The sequence below is a fragment of the Aliivibrio logei genome (assembly GCF_001691055.1).
Lineage (GTDB): Bacteria > Pseudomonadota > Gammaproteobacteria > Enterobacterales > Vibrionaceae > Aliivibrio > Aliivibrio salmonicida.
On the sequence record NZ_MAJU01000008.1, the window covers coordinates 951,198 to 972,509 of the forward strand.

General features: G+C 38.9%; 17 protein-coding genes. 5 read left to right on the plus strand and 12 right to left on the minus strand.

The window, feature by feature from the left end:
• Positions 1-9: 9 nt before the first annotated feature.
• The 5 genes from fabD to yceD are packed head-to-tail and all read right to left on the minus strand — an operon-like array spanning position 10 to position 3,697.
• The gene (fabD, locus tag A6E04_RS08455; protein WP_065610859.1) at positions 10-933 is read right to left on the minus strand and encodes an ACP S-malonyltransferase; all 924 of its coding nucleotides are present in this window, start codon (positions 931-933) and stop codon (positions 10-12) included.
• 60 nt (positions 934-993) lie between these two features.
• Positions 994-1,947: a beta-ketoacyl-ACP synthase III gene (locus A6E04_RS08460; protein ID WP_012550753.1), complete on the minus strand. Its 954-nt coding sequence runs from the start codon at positions 1,945-1,947 to the stop codon at positions 994-996.
• A 5-nt stretch (positions 1,948-1,952) separates the two neighbouring features.
• Positions 1,953-2,978: a phosphate acyltransferase PlsX gene (plsX, locus tag A6E04_RS08465; RefSeq protein ID WP_023603840.1), complete on the minus strand. Its 1,026-nt coding sequence runs from the start codon at positions 2,976-2,978 to the stop codon at positions 1,953-1,955.
• Positions 2,979-2,988: 10 nt separating this feature from the next.
• Complete coding sequence (gene rpmF / locus A6E04_RS08470) at positions 2,989-3,159, minus strand: 50S ribosomal protein L32 (protein ID WP_012550751.1); 171 nt, start codon at positions 3,157-3,159, stop codon at positions 2,989-2,991.
• 16 nt (positions 3,160-3,175) lie between these two features.
• On the minus strand, positions 3,176-3,697 hold the full coding sequence (gene yceD / locus A6E04_RS08475; protein WP_012550750.1) for a 23S rRNA accumulation protein YceD: 522 nt from the start codon (positions 3,695-3,697) through the stop codon (positions 3,176-3,178).
• A 133-nt stretch (positions 3,698-3,830) separates the two neighbouring features.
• Between yceD and A6E04_RS08480 the strand changes: the two genes are divergently transcribed.
• Entirely contained in the window at positions 3,831-4,412 is a 582-nt protein-coding gene (locus A6E04_RS08480; protein WP_065610861.1) for a Maf family protein, read from the plus strand.
• Between the two features lie 77 nt (positions 4,413-4,489).
• Here the strand turns inward: A6E04_RS08480 and rluC are convergent, their stop codons facing one another.
• Complete coding sequence (gene rluC, locus A6E04_RS08485) at positions 4,490-5,437, minus strand: 23S rRNA pseudouridine(955/2504/2580) synthase RluC (RefSeq protein WP_017022104.1); 948 nt, start codon at positions 5,435-5,437, stop codon at positions 4,490-4,492.
• Between the two features lie 443 nt (positions 5,438-5,880).
• Between rluC and rne the strand changes: the two genes are divergently transcribed.
• A complete protein-coding gene (gene rne, locus A6E04_RS08490) occupies positions 5,881-8,910 on the plus strand; it encodes a ribonuclease E (protein WP_065610862.1) in 3,030 nt (1,009 codons plus the stop codon).
• A gap of 174 nt (positions 8,911-9,084) precedes the next feature.
• Positions 9,085-10,632, plus strand: coding sequence for a SulP family inorganic anion transporter (locus A6E04_RS08495; RefSeq protein WP_017022106.1), 1,548 nt, complete (start codon positions 9,085-9,087; stop codon positions 10,630-10,632).
• A gap of 58 nt (positions 10,633-10,690) precedes the next feature.
• Here A6E04_RS08495 and A6E04_RS08500 read toward each other — a convergent pair whose 3' ends face one another.
• Positions 10,691-12,142 (minus strand): HD domain-containing phosphohydrolase, encoded by a 1,452-nt coding sequence (locus A6E04_RS08500; RefSeq protein WP_065611000.1) that lies wholly within the window; start codon positions 12,140-12,142, stop codon positions 10,691-10,693.
• A 131-nt stretch (positions 12,143-12,273) separates the two neighbouring features.
• Here A6E04_RS08500 and cobO point away from each other — a divergent pair, with 131 nt between their 5' ends.
• Positions 12,274-12,876, plus strand: a complete 603-nt coding sequence (gene cobO, locus A6E04_RS08505) for a cob(I)yrinic acid a,c-diamide adenosyltransferase (protein WP_017022108.1) — start codon at positions 12,274-12,276, stop codon at positions 12,874-12,876.
• Between the two features lie 68 nt (positions 12,877-12,944).
• Here cobO and A6E04_RS08510 read toward each other — a convergent pair whose 3' ends face one another.
• The 3 genes from A6E04_RS08510 to apbC all read right to left on the minus strand — a co-directional run bounded on the left by A6E04_RS08510 (position 12,945) and on the right by apbC (position 17,095).
• Complete coding sequence (locus tag A6E04_RS08510; RefSeq protein ID WP_083198942.1) at positions 12,945-15,104, minus strand: AsmA family protein; 2,160 nt, start codon at positions 15,102-15,104, stop codon at positions 12,945-12,947.
• Between the two features lie 164 nt (positions 15,105-15,268).
• Entirely contained in the window at positions 15,269-15,916 is a 648-nt protein-coding gene (gene udk, locus A6E04_RS08515; RefSeq protein ID WP_012550742.1) for a uridine kinase, read from the minus strand.
• 111 nt (positions 15,917-16,027) lie between these two features.
• A complete protein-coding gene (gene apbC / locus A6E04_RS08520; RefSeq protein ID WP_065610866.1) occupies positions 16,028-17,095 on the minus strand; it encodes an iron-sulfur cluster carrier protein ApbC in 1,068 nt (355 codons plus the stop codon).
• 132 nt (positions 17,096-17,227) lie between these two features.
• On the opposite strand from apbC, the gene metG reads away from it, so the two are divergent.
• Positions 17,228-19,288, plus strand: a complete 2,061-nt coding sequence (metG, locus tag A6E04_RS08525; RefSeq protein ID WP_065610868.1) for a methionine--tRNA ligase — start codon at positions 17,228-17,230, stop codon at positions 19,286-19,288.
• 90 nt (positions 19,289-19,378) lie between these two features.
• Here the strand turns inward: metG and pyrF are convergent, their stop codons facing one another.
• Positions 19,379-20,083: an orotidine-5'-phosphate decarboxylase gene (gene pyrF, locus A6E04_RS08530; RefSeq protein WP_017022112.1), complete on the minus strand. Its 705-nt coding sequence runs from the start codon at positions 20,081-20,083 to the stop codon at positions 19,379-19,381.
• A gap of 55 nt (positions 20,084-20,138) precedes the next feature.
• Complete coding sequence (lapB, locus tag A6E04_RS08535) at positions 20,139-21,308, minus strand: lipopolysaccharide assembly protein LapB (RefSeq protein WP_017022113.1); 1,170 nt, start codon at positions 21,306-21,308, stop codon at positions 20,139-20,141.
• Positions 21,309-21,312: the final 4 nt, after the last annotated feature.

The following is a 21,312-nucleotide window of genomic DNA, read 5'->3' on the forward strand; positions in this document are numbered from 1 at the left end:
TCCCTTTAATTACTTAGCAGCTTCAAGAGAAGCGGCATCATTAACCGCTGCAGCGCTAAGTGATTTTACGATTCGTTTAGTTAAACCAGTAAGTACTTTACCTGGACCAACTTCATACAACATTTCGACACCTTGTTCAGCCATTTGTTCAACGACTTCAGTCCAACGTACTGGGCAATATAATTGACGAACAAGTGCGTCTTTAATTTTTGCAGGATCCGTCTCTGCAATAACATCAACGTTATTAATAACAGGTAAAAGAGGTGTTGAGAACTCAATGCTTTCTAACGCAACGGCTAATTTATCAGCTGCAGGTTTCATTAATGCACAATGAGAAGGCACTGATACTGGTAGAGGAAGTGCTCGCTTAGCGCCCGCTTCTTTACACAATACACCGGCACGCTCAACAGCATCTTTATTACCCGCAATAACAACTTGACCTGGAGAATTAAAGTTAACAGGAGAAACGACTTCATCTTGTGCTGCATCTTCACATGCTTTAGCAATAGAATCGTTGTCTAAGCCGATGATAGCAAACATAGCACCAACCCCCGCAGGAACCGCTTCTTGCATTAACTGACCACGTAGTTCAACTAATTTTATCGCTTCTTTAAAGTCAATAACACCAGCACAGACAAGAGCAGAATACTCACCAAGACTATGACCAGCTAAAACACTTGGTTGTGCTAAGCCTTGTTCTTGCCACACACGCCATAATGCAACAGAGGTTGCTAATAATGCTGGCTGAGTGCGAAATGTTTGATTTAAATCTTCAGCTGGACCATTTTGAACCAAAGACCATAAGTCATAACCTAATGCTTCAGATGCTTCTGCAAAAGTTTGTGTTACCACTTCATATTGCTCACCTAATTCAGCAAGCATGCCTACAGCTTGTGAGCCTTGGCCTGGAAAAACGATAGCAAAATTGCTCATGGGTATTATTTCCTTTAAATAAACAAAGAAAGAAAGTGGGATGACATCCCAACAATCAAACTAAAATTTAACGAGCGCAGAGCCCCACGTAAAGCCACCACCGAATGCTTCAAGCAATAAGGTTTGGCCTCGTTTGATTCGGCCGTCACGTACTGCTTCATCTAACGCAGTCGGAACTGTCGCTGCTGAAGTATTACCATGACGATCTAAAGTAACAACAACTTGATCCATCGACATCGACAGTTTTTTTGCAGTTGCTTTAATAATTCGTAAATTAGCTTGGTGTGGAACTAACCAATCAAGTTCCGATTTGTCCATTTGGTTTTTATGAAGGGTTTCCTTCACCAAATTAGAAAGCTGCGTAACGGCAACTTTGAACACTTCGTTACCGGCCATATACAACCACTTATCAGCTTCTTCATTACGACGTGAAGGAACTGGCAATGAAAGCAACTCACCAAATTTACCATCAGCATGAAGATGAGTAGAAATAATTCCAGGCTCTTCACTTTGACCAACAACAACCGCACCCGCACCATCACCAAATAAGATAACAGTAGAACGATCGGTAGGATCACATGTGTGTGATACAGCATCAGAGCCGATCACTAAAACATTCTTTGCCATGCCTGTTTTAATATGTTGATCTGCAACACTTAAAGCATAAACAAAACCAGAACAAGCGGCAGATAGATCAAAAGCTGGGCAGCCTTGGATCTCTAATAACCCTTGAACTTCACATGCGGAAGACGGAAATGAATACGTTGGCGTACTTGTAGCTAGGATAATCAGATCAATATCATTCTTATCAATTCCAGCCATTTCAATTGCTTTAACAGAAGCAAGATGCCCCATAGTAGCAACTGATTCGCCTTCACCAGCAATACGACGCTCACTAATACCTGTACGAGCTAGAATCCACTCATCACTAGTATCGACCATTTTTTCTAAGTCCGCGTTAGTGCGAACTTGTGCTGGTAAATAGCTACCAGTACCTAAAATTTTGCTATACATGAAGACTAATAATGCCTCTCGAGTAAAACTGCCTCCAAGCGGTCACTAATACGATTAGGTATTTGACGCTTGATCTCATGAACCGCTTCCTTGATGGCATTGTTAAAGGCAGATATATCTGCACTTCCATGACTTTTTACAACAATGCCGCGCAATCCTATCAGACTTGCGCCGTTATACTGGTCGGGGTTCAACCCTTTTAAGCTAGAAATGACATCACCAAAGAGCCATTTCGCTAGAATTTGTTTGAATTTCGACGTTAAAAGCTGTGATTTAAGTTGATCTAAAAATAAATGTGCGACACCTTCACTGGTTTTTAAACACACATTTCCGACAAAGCCATCACACACTACTACATCAGCAATGCCTTGATAAAGTTTATCACCTTCAATATAGCCGATAAACTCGATATCTTGACATTGATTCAACATTTCCGCACAACGCTTAATTTGATCGTTGCCTTTAATTTCTTCTTCGCCAATATTTAATAACGCAACTTTGGCTTTTCGTCCAATGCTTTGTTCAGCTAACTCAGAGCCCATAACGGCAAATTGGAACAATGTTTCTGCATCGCAAGAGACATTGGCGCCAAGATCAAGCATCCAAGTACGCTGATTGTTTTTTGTTGGTAACGGACTTATTAATGCAGGGCGTTCAACGCCAGGAAGAAGTTTTAATGTAAAGCGAGATAACCCCATCAATGCACCGGTATTACCAGCACTAATACAAGCATCAACGTCTTTACTAGCAACAAGATCCAGAGCCATACGCATTGAGCTGCCACGACTATGACGGAGTGCTTTTGAAGGTTGTGTGTTATTGCCTATAACGCTATCGCTATGAACAATAGAAAATCGGGGATTTAGAGTATAATTCAGATGAGTTAATTGTGTAGAAATCGCATCACGATCTCCAACGACAGTAACTTTTAGCTCAGGGAATTGCGACAATGCCTGCACGACGGCAGGCACTGTAACTTGGGGACCGAAGTCCCCTCCCATCGCATCAATTGCAATGGTTAGCTGCTGCAAAGCGTCAACCTTACTTGTTGATTACCTTGCGGCCACGGTAAAAACCGTCAGCTGTAACATTATGACGAAGGTGAGTTTCGCCACTAGTTGGGTCTACAGACAATGCCATTGTAGTTAGTGCATCATGTGAACGACGCATGCCACGCATTGAACGTGATTTCTTGCTCTTTTGTACGGCCATGGACCCTACTCCTCAATTACTGTTGTTTTAAAGATTTTAAAACATCAAACGGATTCGGTTTCTCTTCCTCTTCAGGAAGTTCGCCAAATACCAAATTGTTAGATTTGACCTGACAATCTTTAATGTCATGCATAGCGACTTGCGGCAACGCTAGAATAAACTCGTCAGTTACCAACTCAACGAGATCAACTTCACCTACTTCATTTAAATCTACAAGCTCATATTCCTCAGGAATAAGAGCTGCCTTTTCTTCGCTTAAAAAAGGCGTACACGTAAATGATACATTTAGGTGATGTTCAAAATTTTTATTACAGCGTTGACATTCCAACAATACATCGACGTTAGCTTTACCAGAGATAACGGCTAATCGTTGTTCGTCAACTTTAAACGACATTGTGACTTCAGCATCACTTTTCACATCTACAGTAGATTCAGCCAAACGCTTTAAAATATCAGATTGGATGATTCCATCGTAGTCTAATCTTCGTTGAGCGTTTTGGATTGCATCAACTGTTCGTGGTAATTTTACCTTTTGCATAGGGCGCGCATCTTATCTTTCTAAAGCCTTCGAGTCAAAGAAAAATGGCAAAAATTATGCTTTTTTTCTTCCCAGTTGCTATTTCAGCAGAGTTACTAATAATAAACGAAAATTTAAAGAAGAAGAACCCATTATGCAACCAAAACTCATTCTAGCCTCAACATCGCCTTTTCGTCGCTCGATCTTAGAGAAGATCCAAGTCCCTTTTGATGCTATTTCACCCAACTGTGATGAAACACCATTGGAAAATGAATCACCTATAGCCTTAGTCACTCGATTGGCCGAACAAAAAGCCCTTTCTTGCAATATAAAAGATCCTAATTACTTGATCATAGGATCCGACCAAGTGTGCGTGATCAACAATCAAATTATAGGGAAACCATTAACACAAGAAAATGCAATTCAGCAATTACAGGCAGCCAGTGGTCAAATAATAACGTTTTATACTGGTTTATCATTATTAAATACAACAACAATGGTAGCAGAAACCGTCTGTGAAGAGTTCCACGTTCATTTTCGTCAACTAACCACAAAGCAAATTCAAAACTATATTAATAAAGAAATGCCACTGTATTGTGCGGGTAGTTTTAAATGCGAGGGATTAGGAATTGCTTTGTTTGATAAATTAGAAGGTAAAGACCCTAACGCGCTAATTGGCCTTCCTCTTATATCACTCATTGATATGCTAGAACGTCAAAATTTTACCGTATTATAGTGAAAGATAGCACGCATAAAAAAGCGATAAGTGTTTGTAACAACACTTATCGCAAAATCGAGTTATATATTAAAAGATTACTTTGTCGTGCGTAAACCGGTTAATACTCTTTCTAATCGTTTTTCCATCGGCGCGCTAATATCCATCAACTCTTCAGTACTAGGGTGAGTAAATTTAATATTCGCTGCATGTAAGAAAAGTCGATCAAGACCAAATTGAGCCGTATAGGCATCAAATCGTCTATCGCCATAACGGTCATCCCAACCAATTGGGTGACCAGCATGTTGAGCATGTACACGAATTTGATGAGTACGGCCTGTAATTGGGCTTGCCTGAATCAATGTCGCTTGCTCAAACTTTTCTAAAATTTTAAAACGAGTTTCAGAAGGCTTACCATTTGGATTAACACGTACAATGCTGTTCACTTCGTTTTTAAGCAAAGGAACATTAACCACTTTACATGTGCTCTTCCAATGCCCCATAACCAAAGCAAAATAATATTTTTGAACGGTTTTATTTCTGAATTGTTCTTGTAATCGACGTAAAGCCGAACGTTTTTTTGCAATTAAAAGAATACCAGACGTATCTCTATCAATTCGATGCACTAATTCTAAATAGCGTGCATCAGGGCGTAACGCTCGTAACGCTTCGATTGCTCCAAACTTCAAGCCACTGCCACCATGAACAGCGGTACCAGAAGGTTTATTCAAAATAAGAAGGTGATCATCTTCATATATGATGCAATTCTCGAGTTCAGATACTTTGGCTAATTTAACACTAGGTAGCTCTACAGCCGTTGATTCAGGTAACTTCACTGGAGGAATTCGAACTATATCCCCCTCTTGAATTTTATACTCTGGTTTGATGCGTTTTTTATTTACACGAACTTCGCCTTTACGGACAATTCGGTAAATCATACTTTTTGGTACATTTTTTAAGCGGGCAAGAAGATAGTTATCGATTCGTTGCCCTGCAAAATCGTCATCTATTTCGACGAATTGCACTTTAGGTTTATCTTCAGTCATAACGCCATTCTACTGCCATATTTCCTTTTGATAAAACTTTTTTACCGCAGTTTCAAATAATGAAGATTGCTGAGGCTTGATCTGACTGTTATAGTTGCACTCTGAAATCAGCCCAGATGGCTATTTCTTCACCTTGGTGAGCATAAAAGCACCAACAAGAACTAAAATATACTGCTCGAATGCGGTGATGCAGCAATTGGCGTAAGACATCTACACTGCTTTGAGTTTTTTTGCTTGTTATGCCTAAACCATTTTTTATGTTTTAACGACCGCGAATAATTGCGGATCAGCACGATTTTATAAATTGTGTTGATGTGGATTGTGCCCTAGAGCATCCCTGAGTTCCAGCCGTGAGGCTGCACATGTAATCAGCCTTGGGATCTGGCACCATTTGAAATGGATGTGGACAAACAAGCTCGACAATTTGTAATGAGTATTCCCTAATGAAAAGAATGTTGATTAACGCAACCCAAAAGGAAGAGTTGCGCGTCGCATTAGTTGATGGCCAGCGCCTTTTTGATTTAGATATCGAAAGCCCAGGTCACGAATCTAAGAAAGCTAATATTTATAAAGGCCGTATCACACGTATCGAACCAAGCTTGGAAGCAGCTTTCGTTGATTACGGTGCTGATCGCCACGGTTTCCTTCCCCTTAAAGAAATCGCAAAAGAATATTTCCCTCAAGGTTACACTTATCAAGGTCGTCCAAACATCAAGGACGTTTTGAAAGAAGGCCAAGAAGTTATTGTTCAAGTTGAAAAAGAAGAGCGTGGCAACAAAGGCGCGGCTTTAACAACTTTTATATCTCTTGCTGGTAGCTACCTTGTTCTTATGCCTAATAACCCTCGTGCTGGCGGTATTTCTCGTCGTATCGAAGGTGATGAACGCACACAACTTAAAGCGGCACTAAGTACATTAGAACTACCTCAAGGTATGGGCTTAATCGTACGTACAGCAGGCGTTGGAAAATCAGCAGAAGAGCTTGAGTGGGACTTAAATGTTCTATTAAACCATTGGGAAGCTGTTAAACACGCTTCTGAATCAAATCAAGCCCCTTTCCTAATACACCAAGAAAGTAACGTAATTGTTCGCGCAATTCGTGATTACTTACGACGTGATATTGGTGAAATCCTGATTGACAGCCCTAAAATCTTCGATCGTGCTCGCCAACATATCCAACTTATTCGTCCTGACTTTTTGTCACGAGTTAAGTTATATGAAGGTGAAGTACCACTGTTTAGCCACTACCAAATTGAAAGCCAAATTGAATCAGCTTTTGATCGTGAAGTGCGCCTACCTTCTGGCGGCTCAATTGTTATTGACCCTACTGAAGCTCTAACTTCTATTGATATCAACTCTGCTCGTGCTACTAAAGGCGGCGATATCGAAGAAACTGCATTAAATACTAACCTAGAAGCAGCCGATGAAATTGCTCGTCAATTACGTCTACGTGATTTAGGTGGTTTAGTGGTTATCGATTTCATTGACATGACGCCAGTTCGTCATCAACGTGAAGTAGAAAACCGTATGCGTGAAGCGGTTCGTATGGATCGTGCTCGTGTTCAAATCGGTCGTATTTCTCGCTTTGGTTTATTAGAAATGTCTCGCCAACGCTTAAGTCCATCTTTAGCAGAAGCAAGTCACCATATCTGTCCTCGTTGTACGGGTACTGGTGTGGTTCGTGATAATGAATCTCTAGCGCTTTCAGTACTTCGTTTAATCGAAGAAGAATCTTTAAAAGACAATACAACTCAAGTTCTTGCTGTTGTTCCTGTCGCTATCGCTTCTTACTTATTGAATGAGAAACGCCGTTCAGTTCAACACATTGAAAAATTCCATAATGTACGCGTTATTATTGTTCCTAACTCTGACATGGAAACACCACACTTCGAAGTGGTCCGTATCCGTGAAGGTGAAGAACAAGAAATGCTGTCTTATCTTCTTCCTAAGAATTTAGAAGCATTACGTGAAGCTGAAGCCAAAGAAACGCCTGCAATGTATTCTGCACCGAAGAAACGTGAAGAACCAGTTCTTCAAGGTTTCAGTGCTCCGACACAAGCAGCGCCAATGTCTAAAGCTCCAGAAGAAAAAATAGCTGAACCGAAAACGGTAATTGCTAAAGATGAAAAACCAGGCCTAATCAGCCGTTGTTTCTCAGCTATTACTAACTTTTTCTCAACGCCTGAGGCTGTGCCTACTAAATCAGAGCCAAAAGAAGAAGAAGAGAAACCAGCTCAACCACAACGCCGTAATCAACAACGTAATAACAACCGTCGTAATGAAAATGGTCGTAATAATCGTAACAGCAACCGTCGTAATGACACGCGTAACGATAATCGTCGTGGTAAAAAACAAGATGAAGCCGCTGCGGCAGCACCTTTAGCAGCCCAAGCTCCAGCTCAAGTTAAACCTGTTGAAAACAAACCAGCTAAGCAACCTAAAGTTCGTAAAGAAATTGCTGAGCAAGGTCAACAATTAGCCGCTGAAGCACAACTATCTCCTGAACAACAAGTGCAGGCAACTGAGAAGACAAACGAAAAACGTGAGAAAAGCGTTCAAGTTAAACAACGTCGTCAACGTCGTCAGTTACAGAAAAAAGTTCGTACAGGTAAAGCAGTTGAAGCTGAAGAAGTACTTGTCGCTCCCATTGCTCAACCTGTTGATGCAGTAGAAACGCTAGAAGTACAAGATACCCCAACGACTGAGACAAATGCAGAAAACACAGAACGTAAAGAAGGTCAGCGTCGTAATCGTCGTTCACCTCGTCATTTACGTGCAAGTGGCCAGCGCCGTCGTCGTCGTGATCGTCGTCCAGTGAACCCTGCTCGCCTTTACTCAGGTGTTTATTCTCCTGAGATGGCAATGGGTAAAGTATGGCCAGACTTTGCTAAAACATTAGAACTAGCAAAAGCGAATCAACAACAAGATAAATTTGTTGATAACGACACCCAAAATGCACAAGATAAAGCAGCTCAAACTAATGCTGTAAAAGCTCAAGTTGGTGGTGTTGCATTCCCTGAAATGGCAATGGGTAAAGTATTACTTCCTTATGTTGCTGTGGAAGCCGTTGTAATTGAAGCGACTCCAGTAACCATTATTGAAAATGTAGTTATTGAAACGCCTGTCGTTGTTATTGAGGAAGCTACACAAGTAGAATCACCAGTAATTATCGAAGAAGTCGTGGAAATAAAAGAAGAAGTGACTATTCCTGTAGAACACGCAGTAGTAGAAACAGTAGCTCAAGTGGAAACACCAGTTGAAGCACCTCTTCAAACAACAAATGTTGTTGCAAAACCTCAATATAAAGGACATGCCGGTTCAGGTATGACGAAAGCGAGCGGACCGACAGAGATTAAAGAAATCACTGTTTCTGCAGCAGCCTTTAAAACTGAACGCTTTGCTCCTAAGCAAGCAGGTAGCCAAACCGCTACTGGTCATGCAAGTGCAGCAATGGCAAAAACAGCAGGTTTATAATTTTTTAGACCTTAGTCTTTAAAAGAATAACCAATAAATTAAGCAAGTTACATTTCGATGTGACTTGCTTTTTTTTATATTGATAAACTGAATAAACATTGAAGTTCATCACGCTTTTCTGTACGATTCTCGCCATACATGCTTGAAAAACAACCAAGAAGATATCTAAAAATAATGTTTGAATTCCCAAAATTTTCTAATCATTCAGTGAAGAATGATGTTCTATCAGGGCTAACCGTTGCGTTAGCTCTAGTCCCTGAAGCGGTTGCTTTTGCTTTTGTTGCTGGTGTTGACCCAATGGTTGGCCTTTACGCTGCATTCATCGTTGGCTTAATTACCTCAATTATTGGTGGTCGCCCAGGGATGATTTCAGGTGCAACTGGTGCAATGGCTGTTGTAATGGTTAGCTTAGTCGCAATGCACGGCGTTCAATATCTTTTTGCCGCAATTTTACTCGCCGGTCTTCTGCAAATTACCGCAGGCTTATTTAAGTTAGGTAAATTTATTCGTATCGTTCCACATCCGGTAATGATCGGATTTGTAAACGGTCTTGCTATCGTTATTTTCCTTGCTCAATTAGGTCAGTTTAAAGCCCCTGATGCTCTAGGTAATTTAGATTGGCTTCAAGGCCCTGAAATGATACTTATGCTAGGACTTGTTGCATTAACAATGGCTATCATTCATTTCTTACCTAAATTAACAACAGCAGTACCTTCTTCACTGGTTGCTATTATTGTTGTTACCGGTTTAGTCCAAGGTTTAGATTTAGATACTCGTACTGTTGTTGATTTCCTGCGTACGATGAGTGGTGATGAAGCGGCAACATTGGCAGGTTCTCTACCTACTTTTTCGGTGCCTAACGTTCCATTATCTTTAGAAACACTTTATATCATTTTCCCTTACGCACTTATTTTAGCGGCTATCGGTCTAATCGAATCATTACTAACACTAACAGTAATTGATGAAATGACAGGGACTCGTGGTCAATCTAACCGTGAGTGTGTTGGTCAAGGCGTTGCAAACGTTACTTGTTCAGTCTTTGGCGCGATGGGTGGCTGTGCGATGATTGGCCAATCAATGATCAACGTTAACTCAGGTGGTCGTGGTCGTTTATCTGGCATTACAGCCGCACTTGCCCTACTTGGTTTTATCTTATTTGCTTCAGGCTTAATTGAGATGATCCCATTAGCAGCATTAGTTGGTGTCATGTTCATGGTCGTGATTGGTACATTTGAATGGGCCACCTTTAAGTTAGCTCGACGAGTACCAAAACAAGATTTCTTTGTTATTGTATTAGTGACGGTTGTAACCGTACTTACTGACCTTGCTGTTGCAGTAGGTGTGGGTGTTGTTGCTTCTGCTCTTATGTTTGCATGGCAACACGCAAAACACATTTACTCAGCGAACTCATTGAGTGAAGACGGCTCTAAAGTATATGAAATTAATGGCCCAATATTCTTTGGTTCAGCAGCGAACTTTCTAGAGCTATTTGATTTAGAAAATGACCCACAAGATATTATTATTGATTTTGCTTCTTCACGAGTTGTTGATCATTCAGCAATTGAAGCGATAGAAACCATTGCCGAGCGATACTCAAAAGCAGGTAAGAAAGTGCATTTACATCACTTAAGCCAAGATTGCCATGCTTTACTAAATAAAGCCGGTAGTCTTGTTGAAATCAATGTGAAAGAAGATCCTATTTATAAAGTAGTTAGCCAGTAATACACAAACCCTTTATGAAAAATCCCGATAGCATTGCGCTTATCGGGATTTTTTTTATCTAATTATCTTGATATTTTTTCGCTATCTTTTGAAATTGTGTTTCTACATTTAAAAACGAATCTACAATCATGGGATCAAAATGACTCCCCTTTCCTTCTAAAATAATTTCTTTGGCTTTTTCATGGCTAAAGCCTGGCTTGTATACCCGTTTTGATATCAATGCGTCATAAACATCCGCTAAAGCCATTAATCGGCCAGATAATGGGATATCGTTACCTTTAAGTTGTAGAGGATAACCACTGCCATTCCATTTTTCATGATGAGTTAATGCAATTTCTTTCGCTAATTGTAAGAAAGAACTTTCGCCTTGCATTTGTGCCTCAGCAACAGAAAGTGCTTTTGCTCCGATGGCCGCATGGCCTTTCATTATCTCAAATTCTTCTTCTGTCAATTTCCCCGGTTTAAGTAAAATATCATCCGGGATACCGACTTTACCTACGTCATGCAATGGTGCCGATTTAAAAAGTAAATTAATGTAGTTGTCCGTTAATACGTCTGAATACTCAACCTTATTTCTTAAATCAAACGCAAGTACTCTAATGTACTCTTGCGTTCGTAAAATATGAGCCCCCGTTTCATTATCTCTTGATTCTGCTAATGCAGATAAACCAACAATAGCAGAATCTCTCGTTTGTTGAATTTCAGTTTGGCTTTCTTCTAAACTGAATAACATTTTATTCGTCAACACAGCTAAAACACCAAACTCATCATTACTATAAACGGGTAAACGCTCACTAATTACACCTTTTGCTACATTATTTAATGCATTCTCTTTCGTATTTAAAATCAAAGATAATTTTTTTCCCCATAAAAAAACCACTAAAAATGTATACAATAAGAGAATGAAACTGACAAAAATAAATTCCTTAATTATTTTTATCTTTCCTTCTCCATTTAAATAATGATTTTTTGCACTTTCCAACCAAAATAGATCTTTAACTGCAACCATAATAAGTGTTGTCGTTAGCGCAACAACAAGTAACGTTACTAAGACGGTAAACTGTTGTGTTATTGACCTTCTATTTCCATGTAACTCGGTATTTAACACATAGTGTTGAGGCATATTTTTATAACGTTCAATTAACTCTACTTGAGTCGTTATTATGCCAGTAAATATACCTAATATTCCCATACCAAAAACAACCTTGAGATTACTTTCAATTGGAAAATCATGAGCTTGCCCCATAAATAAAGAAATACCAAATCCAAATAATAAAAAAATTGAAAGATCGATTAATAACGGCGTTTGCTTACTTAAGCAGTAAAAGCGTGGAACAATAACTAATCGACTAATTAGCATAAAAATAAAGGCAGCACTCACTTCAATAAAAATGGTTCCTCTGGGTAACGATTCAATAAAAGGACAAACAAAAATACCGTAGCAAGAAAAAACAACAGCAGCAAAACTATACAAATAAGAAATATTTCTTTTATTTAATTGATAATACATTTCAATCACTCTAATTATAATTAACACAATCATCACACTAACAACAATAAAACTCAATACTGTATCCTAATGGTAAGATTCCACTTTTATTTATTCATTGCTATGATTCAAAATTTAACATGGAGAACATCATGACAAACACTTCAAAAGATGACCGCTATAAGCAACGCCAATCAAAAATAAAAGACAATGTTGATAAACGAGTAGAAGAGGCACAAACAGAAAAAGGGTTATTAATTGTTGTTACTGGTAATGGTAAAGGAAAGTCCACATCAGGCTTTGGTACCATAGCGAGAGCCGTTGGTCATGGCCTAAATTGTGTTGTAGCTCAATTTATTAAAGGAACATGGGATTGTGGGGAACGAACCCTTTTAGAGTCCCACGGTGTTCCTTTTCATGTAATGAACACCGGATTTACTTGGAATACTCAAGATAAAAAATCCGATACAGAAGCAGCACAGCGAGTATGGCAGGAATGTAAGAAGAACCTAGCTGATGAGTCGATAGATCTTATTCTATTGGATGAGATGACTTACATGGTCACTTATGGCTATATTGAATTAGATGAATTGAAAACAGCACTAGAAAATAGACCTAAAATGCAATCGGTCGTGATAACAGGTCGAGCCGCCCACCGTGAGCTTATTGAAATGGCTGATACCGTGTCTGAAGTTCGTAGTGTAAAACATGCTTTTGATTCAGGCGTAAAAGCATTAAAAGGAATTGATTGGTAATCACTATATTACAATTAAAAAGCCCATATTAATCTTCATCAATATGGGCTTTTATATAAAAGAGAGAACTAGTTAAATAATCCTTTTAGCAATTTATTTGCTGCATCTTTTACTTTTTCATCTTTAATTTTATCGCCGTATTTTGCTTCTAATTTCTCAATACCACGATCAAGTTCTTTTTTGGCTTTCTGTTGCATTACATCACCAAATTCAAGCTTATATTTAGGGTTAGCCCAAGAACCTGTAATACGAATAGGAATAGTAACGTCTTTCAAATCATCGATACTCTTGCCACCCTGTCCTTTTAATGAACCTACAATCGACGTTTCAATAAGCATATTCGCCGTTTCATTCACGTACTGTGCAGAACCTTCCCCATGAATACGTAATAATGGAGATACCATACGAATATTATTTGTAGTGGCATTTCCGTTTTCTAATAAGAAACTTGCGGTTAATGCACTAAAATCTGTTTTTTCAGCTTCATCACTGCCTTTAATTTTCTCACCTTTAACTTTTGCATAAGTGGTTCGAATCATAAGGGGAACGTTAATTCCATTCACGGCACCATCGGCAAAATTAATAGCGACTTTACCTTTAACATTTTGCTTTAATGCCGTCGGTTTTAAACTTTTTCCAGATACATTTATCGTAATATTACCAGTACCTTCAACTAAACTCTCGCCCATAACATCTATCAATAAAGGCGCAACTTTAACTCCTTTAATGGTGTTTTTCATGCTATATACGGGTATTGACTTACGAGCATCTAATTTAGCCGTCATATCAATGCTGCCATCATAAAGATTTGAATGAAACTTAGATAAATTCAATACTCCACGATTCACAGAAAATTGCGATTGTACATTTTGCATTTTTGCATTATTTGCTTTAAAACGATCAATGGTAATCTTACCCGCAACATCCAGTCCTTTTAATGCACTCAAGTCCGGTTCAATTTCTTTCACTGGTGTGGATTTTTTAACATTACTCGTATTCGTTTGTTTATTATCAACTACTGTATTCTCTGATGATGGCAACGTCGCTAATAAAGCATCCACATCTATGCTAGGGCTATGTAATTCAAACCTCACTTTAGGAATGTCCTTAAGCTCAACACTCGCCTTTCCATCAAATTGAGTATCTACCGCAGAAAGCGTTAAATCAGTTACTTGTAATAATGATTTAGTGACATCAAAAGAACTATTAAAACCAATAATGGCAGTGACGTCTTTATTTGGAAGTGCATCACCTATTACATTATTTGTACTTATAAATTTACGTATTTTAATAATATCGAGTGCTTTTGGGACGTTCAATTCAAACGTTGATTTTGAATCTACAGTCATATCATTCGCTTTACCCGCCGCCACTAATTCGAGAGTTGACCATTCATCAAAATTAAATTTATCTATCGTTAATGTAATACCATCAAATTTATTCGTTTTATCCGCATAAGAAACAACTAATTCAGTTTCTTTTAATGATGCGGTATCTAACGTCTTAGCAATATTAAGGTCAGTTTCTCCCTTCAGAGCTATCTTCTGTTGACCAAGATCTGCCTTCAAATTAAACGTTAAGTGCGTCCATTCTCCAGGACTAAATTGTGATAGCTTGATATTCATATTAGACAATTGCGTTTTTGTGCCCGCTTTGTCATCTTGAATAAGTGCACTCGCATTAGTTAATGCAATCCCCTCTAAACTGACGGTCCAACCATTAATTTCAGGCGCTGTAGTTGCAGCTTCGGCGTTTGAATCATCACTAGTCGTAACGTCTTCATTCTTTATTTCAGTTTTATTTTCAGAAACTGAAGTCTCTTTCTTAGGACCGATGCCATCAAGATTTGTTACACCACTTTTTAATGTATGTAATGTAAAAGCAGCCCCGTCTAACGTAATCAATCCAATATTAATCTCGTGATCAAACAATGGAAGCACATTAATATCTATATTAGCATTATCAAATTTCACTAAATTAGCCGTAGCAAACCCAGTTGGATTGCTTAATGCCATATTACCGATTGAAAAACCAATAGAAGGGAAGAAACGCCAAGAGATATCACCATCCATAGTCAGTTGACGACCAGTTTGCTGCTCTACTTGTTCTTTAATTAATGGTTTGAATTGATTAGGGTTAACAACTAATACCAGCACTAATAATGCGATAACAATTGCAATAAACGGAATGCTAATTAATAAGACTATTTTCTTCACGGCCAAATCCATCCAGAGTGTATAAAAAAAGTGATGTGAATGTTAATTATGGCACTATTAGCACATAATAAACATAGAGTTATTTATAGTTATATACCTAAATATAGACAATTTACAGAGCATGAGACAAAAAAAAGGCCGACATAATGTCGACCAGTTCTAATAACTATTATTATTTACGCTTTCAATAATCTTGAAATATGCGCTTTTAGTACATCAATAGCGATACGGTTTTTACCGCCACGAGGGACAATAATATCGGCATGTTGCTTTGATGGATCAATAAATTGCATGAACATTGGGCGGACAGTCTTCTGGTATTGTTCAAATACCGACTCCATTGAACGACCACGTTCTTCAACATCACGCTTAGCACGACGTAATAAACAAATATCTAATGGCGTATCCATAAACACACTTGCATGCATCAAATTACGTAATCTAGGATCAGTTAGTAATAAAATACCTTCAAGAATAATAACCTTTTTAGGTGTCATTACTTCAACATCTGATGTTCGAGTGTGCTCTGTATAGCTGTATGTTGGGATGTTAACAGCTTCACCACGCATCAATTGTTCAAGATGTTCACTCAATAATCGATGATCTAATGCATTTGGGTGATCATAATTAGTTTTGACTCTTTCTTCCATGGTCAGGTGGCTTTGGTCCTTGTAGTAACTGTCTTCTGTTATTACGCCAATTTGGTGGTCGCCAACTTTTGCTCGTAGTTCATTATAAATAGTAGAAGCAATCAGACTTTTGCCTGAAGCGGATGCCCCTGCAATACCTACGATAATACAGTGATGATTACTGTTCTCTGACATAAAAGATACCTAAAAGTGTAGCGAGATACGATAAGATTTATTAAATAAAACCGCTCAATTATAAGGACTAAAAATAAGACTTTCCACTCATAATTTAACTTAAATGATATTCTACAATGACTTGAACATTATTTGGTCAGCTACGACTTCGCCTTGCCAATAAAGTCTACTCGAAATTTGCTCAGCTAAGGCTATGTACATTTGGCTGTGATCACTACTTGAATTAGCCGCAACACTTGGCGTTCCTGAATCTGTTTCACTACGAATATCAATATGTAAAGGCAACTTACCTAATAATGGGAGTGAATAACTCCTCGCCATTGCTTCAGCACCACCAGTACCAAATATAGCCTCTTTATGACCACAATTAGAACAAACATGAACACTCATGTTTTCAACAACACCAATAACGGGAACATCTACTTTTGTAAACATATTCACGCCTTTTATTGCATCAGTTAGAGCAAGATCTTGCGGTGTTGTCACTATAATGGCTCCAGTAGTCGGAACCTGCTGTGATAATGTCAATTGAATATCACCAGTGCCTGGTGGCATATCTATAATTAAATAATCAAGATCTGGCCATAAGGTTTCATTTAATAATTGAGACAATGCTTTTGATGCCATTGGCCCTCGCCATACTGCGGCTTCTGATTTATCGACAAGATAACCAATGGAGTTACTGTACAGACCATGCGCTTCTACTGGCATCATACGATTATTATCAACAATATTCGGTTTCTTATCTTCAACACCCAACATTAATGGGACTGATGGTCCATAAATATCCGCATCTAAAATACCAACTCGTGCACCAAGATGTTGTAGTGCAAGAGCAACATTTACTGCTGTTGTCGACTTACCAACGCCCCCCTTACCAGAACTGACTGCGATGATATTCTTAATGCCTTTAACGGCTGGTTTATCTGTTTTTAGTGTTGCCGGTTTTGCAATTACCGTTAGAGTTAACGACGGTATATTTAATCGATTTTTTTGCTCCTCAACCCAAGAAGACAAATCCGTCGAAATTGAAGAAGAAACAAAAGGAAGTGTTACGGTGATCATGCCCGTAGCAGCAATAGAGACCATATTAGGGATCTCCGCCCAACCTTCACAAAGTTGTGGATGCGTAAATTCATTTAACCAATTCTTAATCTCAGCCATCGTTGTAAATGCCATCTTGCTACTCCTTAAGTTATTTTCCTCATCCTATCATTAATTGAACCCTTGATCCTCTATGCATTCTGGCTCGCATCAGGTACTATTTATCTCTTAAAATTTTTACCCATCACATAAAGCGAAAGAGAAGATATGGCTACCGATCCGAGAAAAATTCTGGTTACATGTGCCCTACCGTATGCAAACGGTTCAATCCACTTAGGCCACATGCTTGAGCATATCCAAGCGGATATCTGGGTTCGTTACCAACGCTTACGTGGCAACGACATTAACTTTATTTGTGCAGATGACGCTCACGGCACTCCAATCATGCTTAAAGCTCAACAGATGGGTATCACTCCAGAAGAAATGATTGCAGCAGTTAGCGAAGAACATCAAAAAGATTTCGCAGGCTTCGACATTAGCTTTGATAACTATCACAGCACACACAGTGATGAAAACCGTGAGTTGGCGTCTAATATCTACCTAGAATTGAAAAAAAATGGGTTTATTACTAGCCGTACAATTTCTCAGTTATTTGATCCAGAAAAAGAAATGTTCTTACCTGACCGTTTCGTAAAAGGCACTTGTCCAAAATGTAAATCTGAAGAACAATACGGGGATAACTGTGATAACTGTGGCGAAACCTACAGCCCAACGGATCTTATCAACCCTAAATCAGCCGTTTCTGGTGCGACTCCAGTAATGAAAGATTCTGAACATTTCTTCTTCGACTTACCTCAGTTTGAAAGTATGTTAAAAGAATGGACTCGTTCTGGCTCTCTTCAAACTGAAACAGCAAACAAAATGCAAGAATGGTTTGAATCTGGCCTACAACAATGGGACATCTCACGTGATGCACCTTATTTTGGCTTTGAAATCCCAGGCGAAACCAATAAATTCTTCTATGTTTGGTTAGATGCACCGATTGGTTACATGGGTTCATTTAAAAATCTATGTGATAAACGTGATGATTTAGACTTTGATGAGTATTGGAAACTAGACAGCACAACAGAGCTTTACCACTTTATCGGTAAAGATATTGTTTATTTCCATAGCCTATTTTGGCCTGCAATGCTTGATGGTGCTGGCTTCCGTAAACCAAACAATGTATTTGTTCATGGTTACGTAACGGTAAATGGCGCAAAAATGTCTAAGTCGAAAGGCACATTCATTAAAGCTGGCACTTACTTAAATCACCTAGATCCAGAATGCCTACGTTACTACTACGCCGCTAAACTAAATAGCCGTATTGATGATCTTGATTTAAACCTTGAAGATTTCACTCAACGTGTAAACTCAGATGTCGTAAACAAGATTGTTAACTTAGCATCTCGTAATGCTGGTTTCATTACTAAACGTTTTGACGGCAAACTGTCTGATAATTTTGTGGCTCCTGAGCTCTACAACGAATTCGTTGCTGCTTCAGATCGTATTGCTGAGTTATACGAAACTCGTGAATTTAGTCGTGCTATTCGTGAAATTACCGCGCTTGCTGATAAAGCAAACCAATACATTGACGAAAAAGCACCTTGGGTTCTTGCGAAAGAAGAAGGCAAAGAACAAGAGCTACAAGAAGTTGCTTCTGTGGGTATTAACTTGTTCCGCGTGCTAATGGCCTACCTAAAACCAGTAATGCCTGAACTTGCAGCACGAACTGAAGCTTTCTTAAACGAAACCTTAACGTGGGAATGTGTTGCACAACCTCTAACTTCTCATGAAATCACGAAGTTTAAAGCACTGTTCAACCGTATTGATCCTAAGAAAGTAGAAGCAATGGTTGAAGAGTCAAAAGAAGATGCCGCAGTTGAAATGGCAGCAAAAGAGAAAGTAGAGGCGGAAAAAGAAAAAGCAAGCCAAACGGAACTAGATAAAGAACCAATCGCGGATGAGATTGAATTCGATGCATTCGAAGCGGTTGATATGCGTATTGCTCGTATTATCTCTTGCGAAGAAGTTCCAAAGGCAAATAAACTACTTAAATTTCAGCTAGACATCGGCGGTGAGACTCGTCAAGTATTCTCTGGGATTAAATCAGCATACAAACCTGAAGAGCTAGAAGGAAAACTAACCGTTATGGTTGCTAACCTAAAACCTCGTAAAATGAAGTTTGGTATGTCGGAAGGTATGATTCTGGCTGCTGGCCCTGGTGGTAAAGATCTTTGGATCCTTGAACCACACGAAGGTGCTCAACCTGGTATGCGTGTAATGTAATTCCTACACTCTTTCTTTAAAGAACGTTAAAACAAAAATAGAGACTATAAGGTCTCTATTTTTTTATCTGCATTTTTTATAAAAAACAGTTTATAAGACAGAAGCCAACGACAAATTAATGTCATTTAATACTTGTGATGGGTTTTCAGCTTGAGTAATTGGGCGCCCAATTACCAAGTAATCAGATCCTGAAATAATCGCATCAACTGGAGTCATGATACGTTTTTGATCACCAACGTCTGAACCCACAGGACGGATACCAGGTGTTACCAACTTAAAGTCTTTACCTAGGTCAGCTTTTAGCATTGATGCTTCTTGAGCAGAGCAAACTACCCCGTCCAAACCACTGTTTTTTGTTAATGCAGCAAGACGTTTAACTTGCTCTTGTGGTGCGATATCTAACCCAATACCCGCTAAATCTTGCTGTTCCATGCTCGTTAAAACAGTCACACCAATTAATAATGGGCGATCTTTGCCATACGGCTCTAAAATCTCACGCGAAGCTGTCATCATACGCTCACCACCACTCGCATGAACATTTACCATCCAAACCCCCATTTCAGCAGCAGCACGAACTGCTTTTGAACACGTATTAGGAATATCATGAAATTTTAAATCTAGAAAAACAGAAAAACCACGCTTATGAAGTTCTTTTACAAACTCAGGGCCAAAAAGAGTAAACATCTCTTTACCCACTTTTAATCGGCACGAGCTAGGATCAATTTTATCCACGAACGCCAATGCGTCAGCTTGACGGTCATAATCCAATGCCACAATTACCTTTTGGTCTTTCATTTTCTATCCTTATTTTTATTTTATTCAAAAAAAGAGGCACTCATGCGCCTCTTAATTATTCACCGTCTAAGCCTCTAATTGGCTTAATAACCCCCCACCCTTTACAGGAAGGACATTGCCAAAATAAACGATGTGCAGAAAATCCACATTTACTGCATCGATAATTTGGCTTCATTTTTAATTGTTCACCAACTAGGTTTTGCAAACTTGATAAGCTCGCTTTTGCTCGACCATTTTCAGCTTCATCTACGTGATAGCCCATTAAACGATAAAAGCCTTTCATTGTTGGGTTTTTTAATAACTGTTTCGTCATGTAGCCTTGAGCTACAGCGGTACCTTCATGCTTTGCAATGAGATTCGACAACATTAATTCAGCACTTGCGCCTGAACCTTTTGAAATAGCCTCTTTTAAGAAGTGCAGTAATACACCTTCTCTATCTAACGTTTCATAACATTCAGCAAGTAAAGGTAATGCCTCACTGACAAAATCAATATCTTGATCTAATACTGCTTCTAATTGGCTAACGGCAGCTTTATGATTGTTTTCTTTCATTAAAAGCTTAGCCATCATTATTGATGCTCTAACGCATAAATTATCCGTCGACAGTGCTTTCTTTAAATGTTGCTTCGCTGCATTAATATTCTCTTCAGCTAAGTCTAATGTTGCTAATTCACAATAATAATGGGCAATGTCTGGCTTGATTTTTTTCTTTCCCATCCTAACCAAACTATTCGCAAATTTAATGGCTTGTTCCCATTCACGGGTTTGCTGATGAATAGATACAAGTTGCAATAATGCGGCTTCTTTATGCTCTGGTTCGTCGACCAATTGCTCAAATATTTTTTCAGCACGATCAAGAATACCTGCAACCATATAATCTTTGGCTAATTGTTGGAGAGCAATATTTCGTTGTTCAAGAGTAAGATTAGGACGAGCGATGAGATTTTGGTGGATTTTAATAGCACGATCAACCTCACCACGGCTTCTAAAAAGATTGCCTAGAGCAAGATGGGTATCAATGGTATCACTGTCAACTTGAAGTAATTCAATAAAGTGATCGACTGCTTTATCTGATTGATCAGACAACAATAAATTCAAACCCGTCACGTATTGACGAGACAGGTGATTCGTTTCTCTTTGACGTTGTTGTCCAGCATTCCGATTACCCATATACCAACCATAGCCGGCAGCAATAGGTAATAGTAGGAATAGCAGCTCTAGCATTCAG

Bases quoted from the DNA above. Each gene is read 5' to 3' on its own strand.
- pyrF (WP_017022112.1), bottom strand. From the start codon at position 20,083: ATGAAAGACCAAAAGGTAATTGTGGCATTGGATTATGACCGTCAAGCT.
- metG (WP_065610868.1), top strand. From the start codon at position 17,228: ATGGCTACCGATCCGAGAAAAATTCTGGTTACATGTGCCCTACCGTAT.
- lapB (WP_017022113.1), bottom strand. From the start codon at position 21,308: ATGCTAGAGCTGCTATTCCTACTATTACCTATTGCTGCCGGCTATGGT.
- fabD (WP_065610859.1), bottom strand. From the start codon at position 933: ATGAGCAATTTTGCTATCGTTTTTCCAGGCCAAGGCTCACAAGCTGTA.
- apbC (WP_065610866.1), bottom strand. From the start codon at position 17,095: ATGGCATTTACAACGATGGCTGAGATTAAGAATTGGTTAAATGAATTT.
- udk (WP_012550742.1), bottom strand. From the start codon at position 15,916: ATGTCAGAGAACAGTAATCATCACTGTATTATCGTAGGTATTGCAGGG.
- A6E04_RS08510 (WP_083198942.1), bottom strand. From the start codon at position 15,104: ATGGATTTGGCCGTGAAGAAAATAGTCTTATTAATTAGCATTCCGTTT.
- rne (WP_065610862.1), top strand. From the start codon at position 5,881: ATGAAAAGAATGTTGATTAACGCAACCCAAAAGGAAGAGTTGCGCGTC.
- rpmF (WP_012550751.1), bottom strand. From the start codon at position 3,159: ATGGCCGTACAAAAGAGCAAGAAATCACGTTCAATGCGTGGCATGCGT.
- yceD (WP_012550750.1), bottom strand. From the start codon at position 3,697: ATGCAAAAGGTAAAATTACCACGAACAGTTGATGCAATCCAAAACGCT.
- rluC (WP_017022104.1), bottom strand. From the start codon at position 5,437: ATGACTGAAGATAAACCTAAAGTGCAATTCGTCGAAATAGATGACGAT.
- A6E04_RS08495 (WP_017022106.1), top strand. From the start codon at position 9,085: ATGTTTGAATTCCCAAAATTTTCTAATCATTCAGTGAAGAATGATGTT.
- A6E04_RS08480 (WP_065610861.1), top strand. From the start codon at position 3,831: ATGCAACCAAAACTCATTCTAGCCTCAACATCGCCTTTTCGTCGCTCG.
- A6E04_RS08460 (WP_012550753.1), bottom strand. From the start codon at position 1,947: ATGTATAGCAAAATTTTAGGTACTGGTAGCTATTTACCAGCACAAGTT.
- A6E04_RS08500 (WP_065611000.1), bottom strand. From the start codon at position 12,142: ATGTATTATCAATTAAATAAAAGAAATATTTCTTATTTGTATAGTTTT.
- cobO (WP_017022108.1), top strand. From the start codon at position 12,274: ATGACAAACACTTCAAAAGATGACCGCTATAAGCAACGCCAATCAAAA.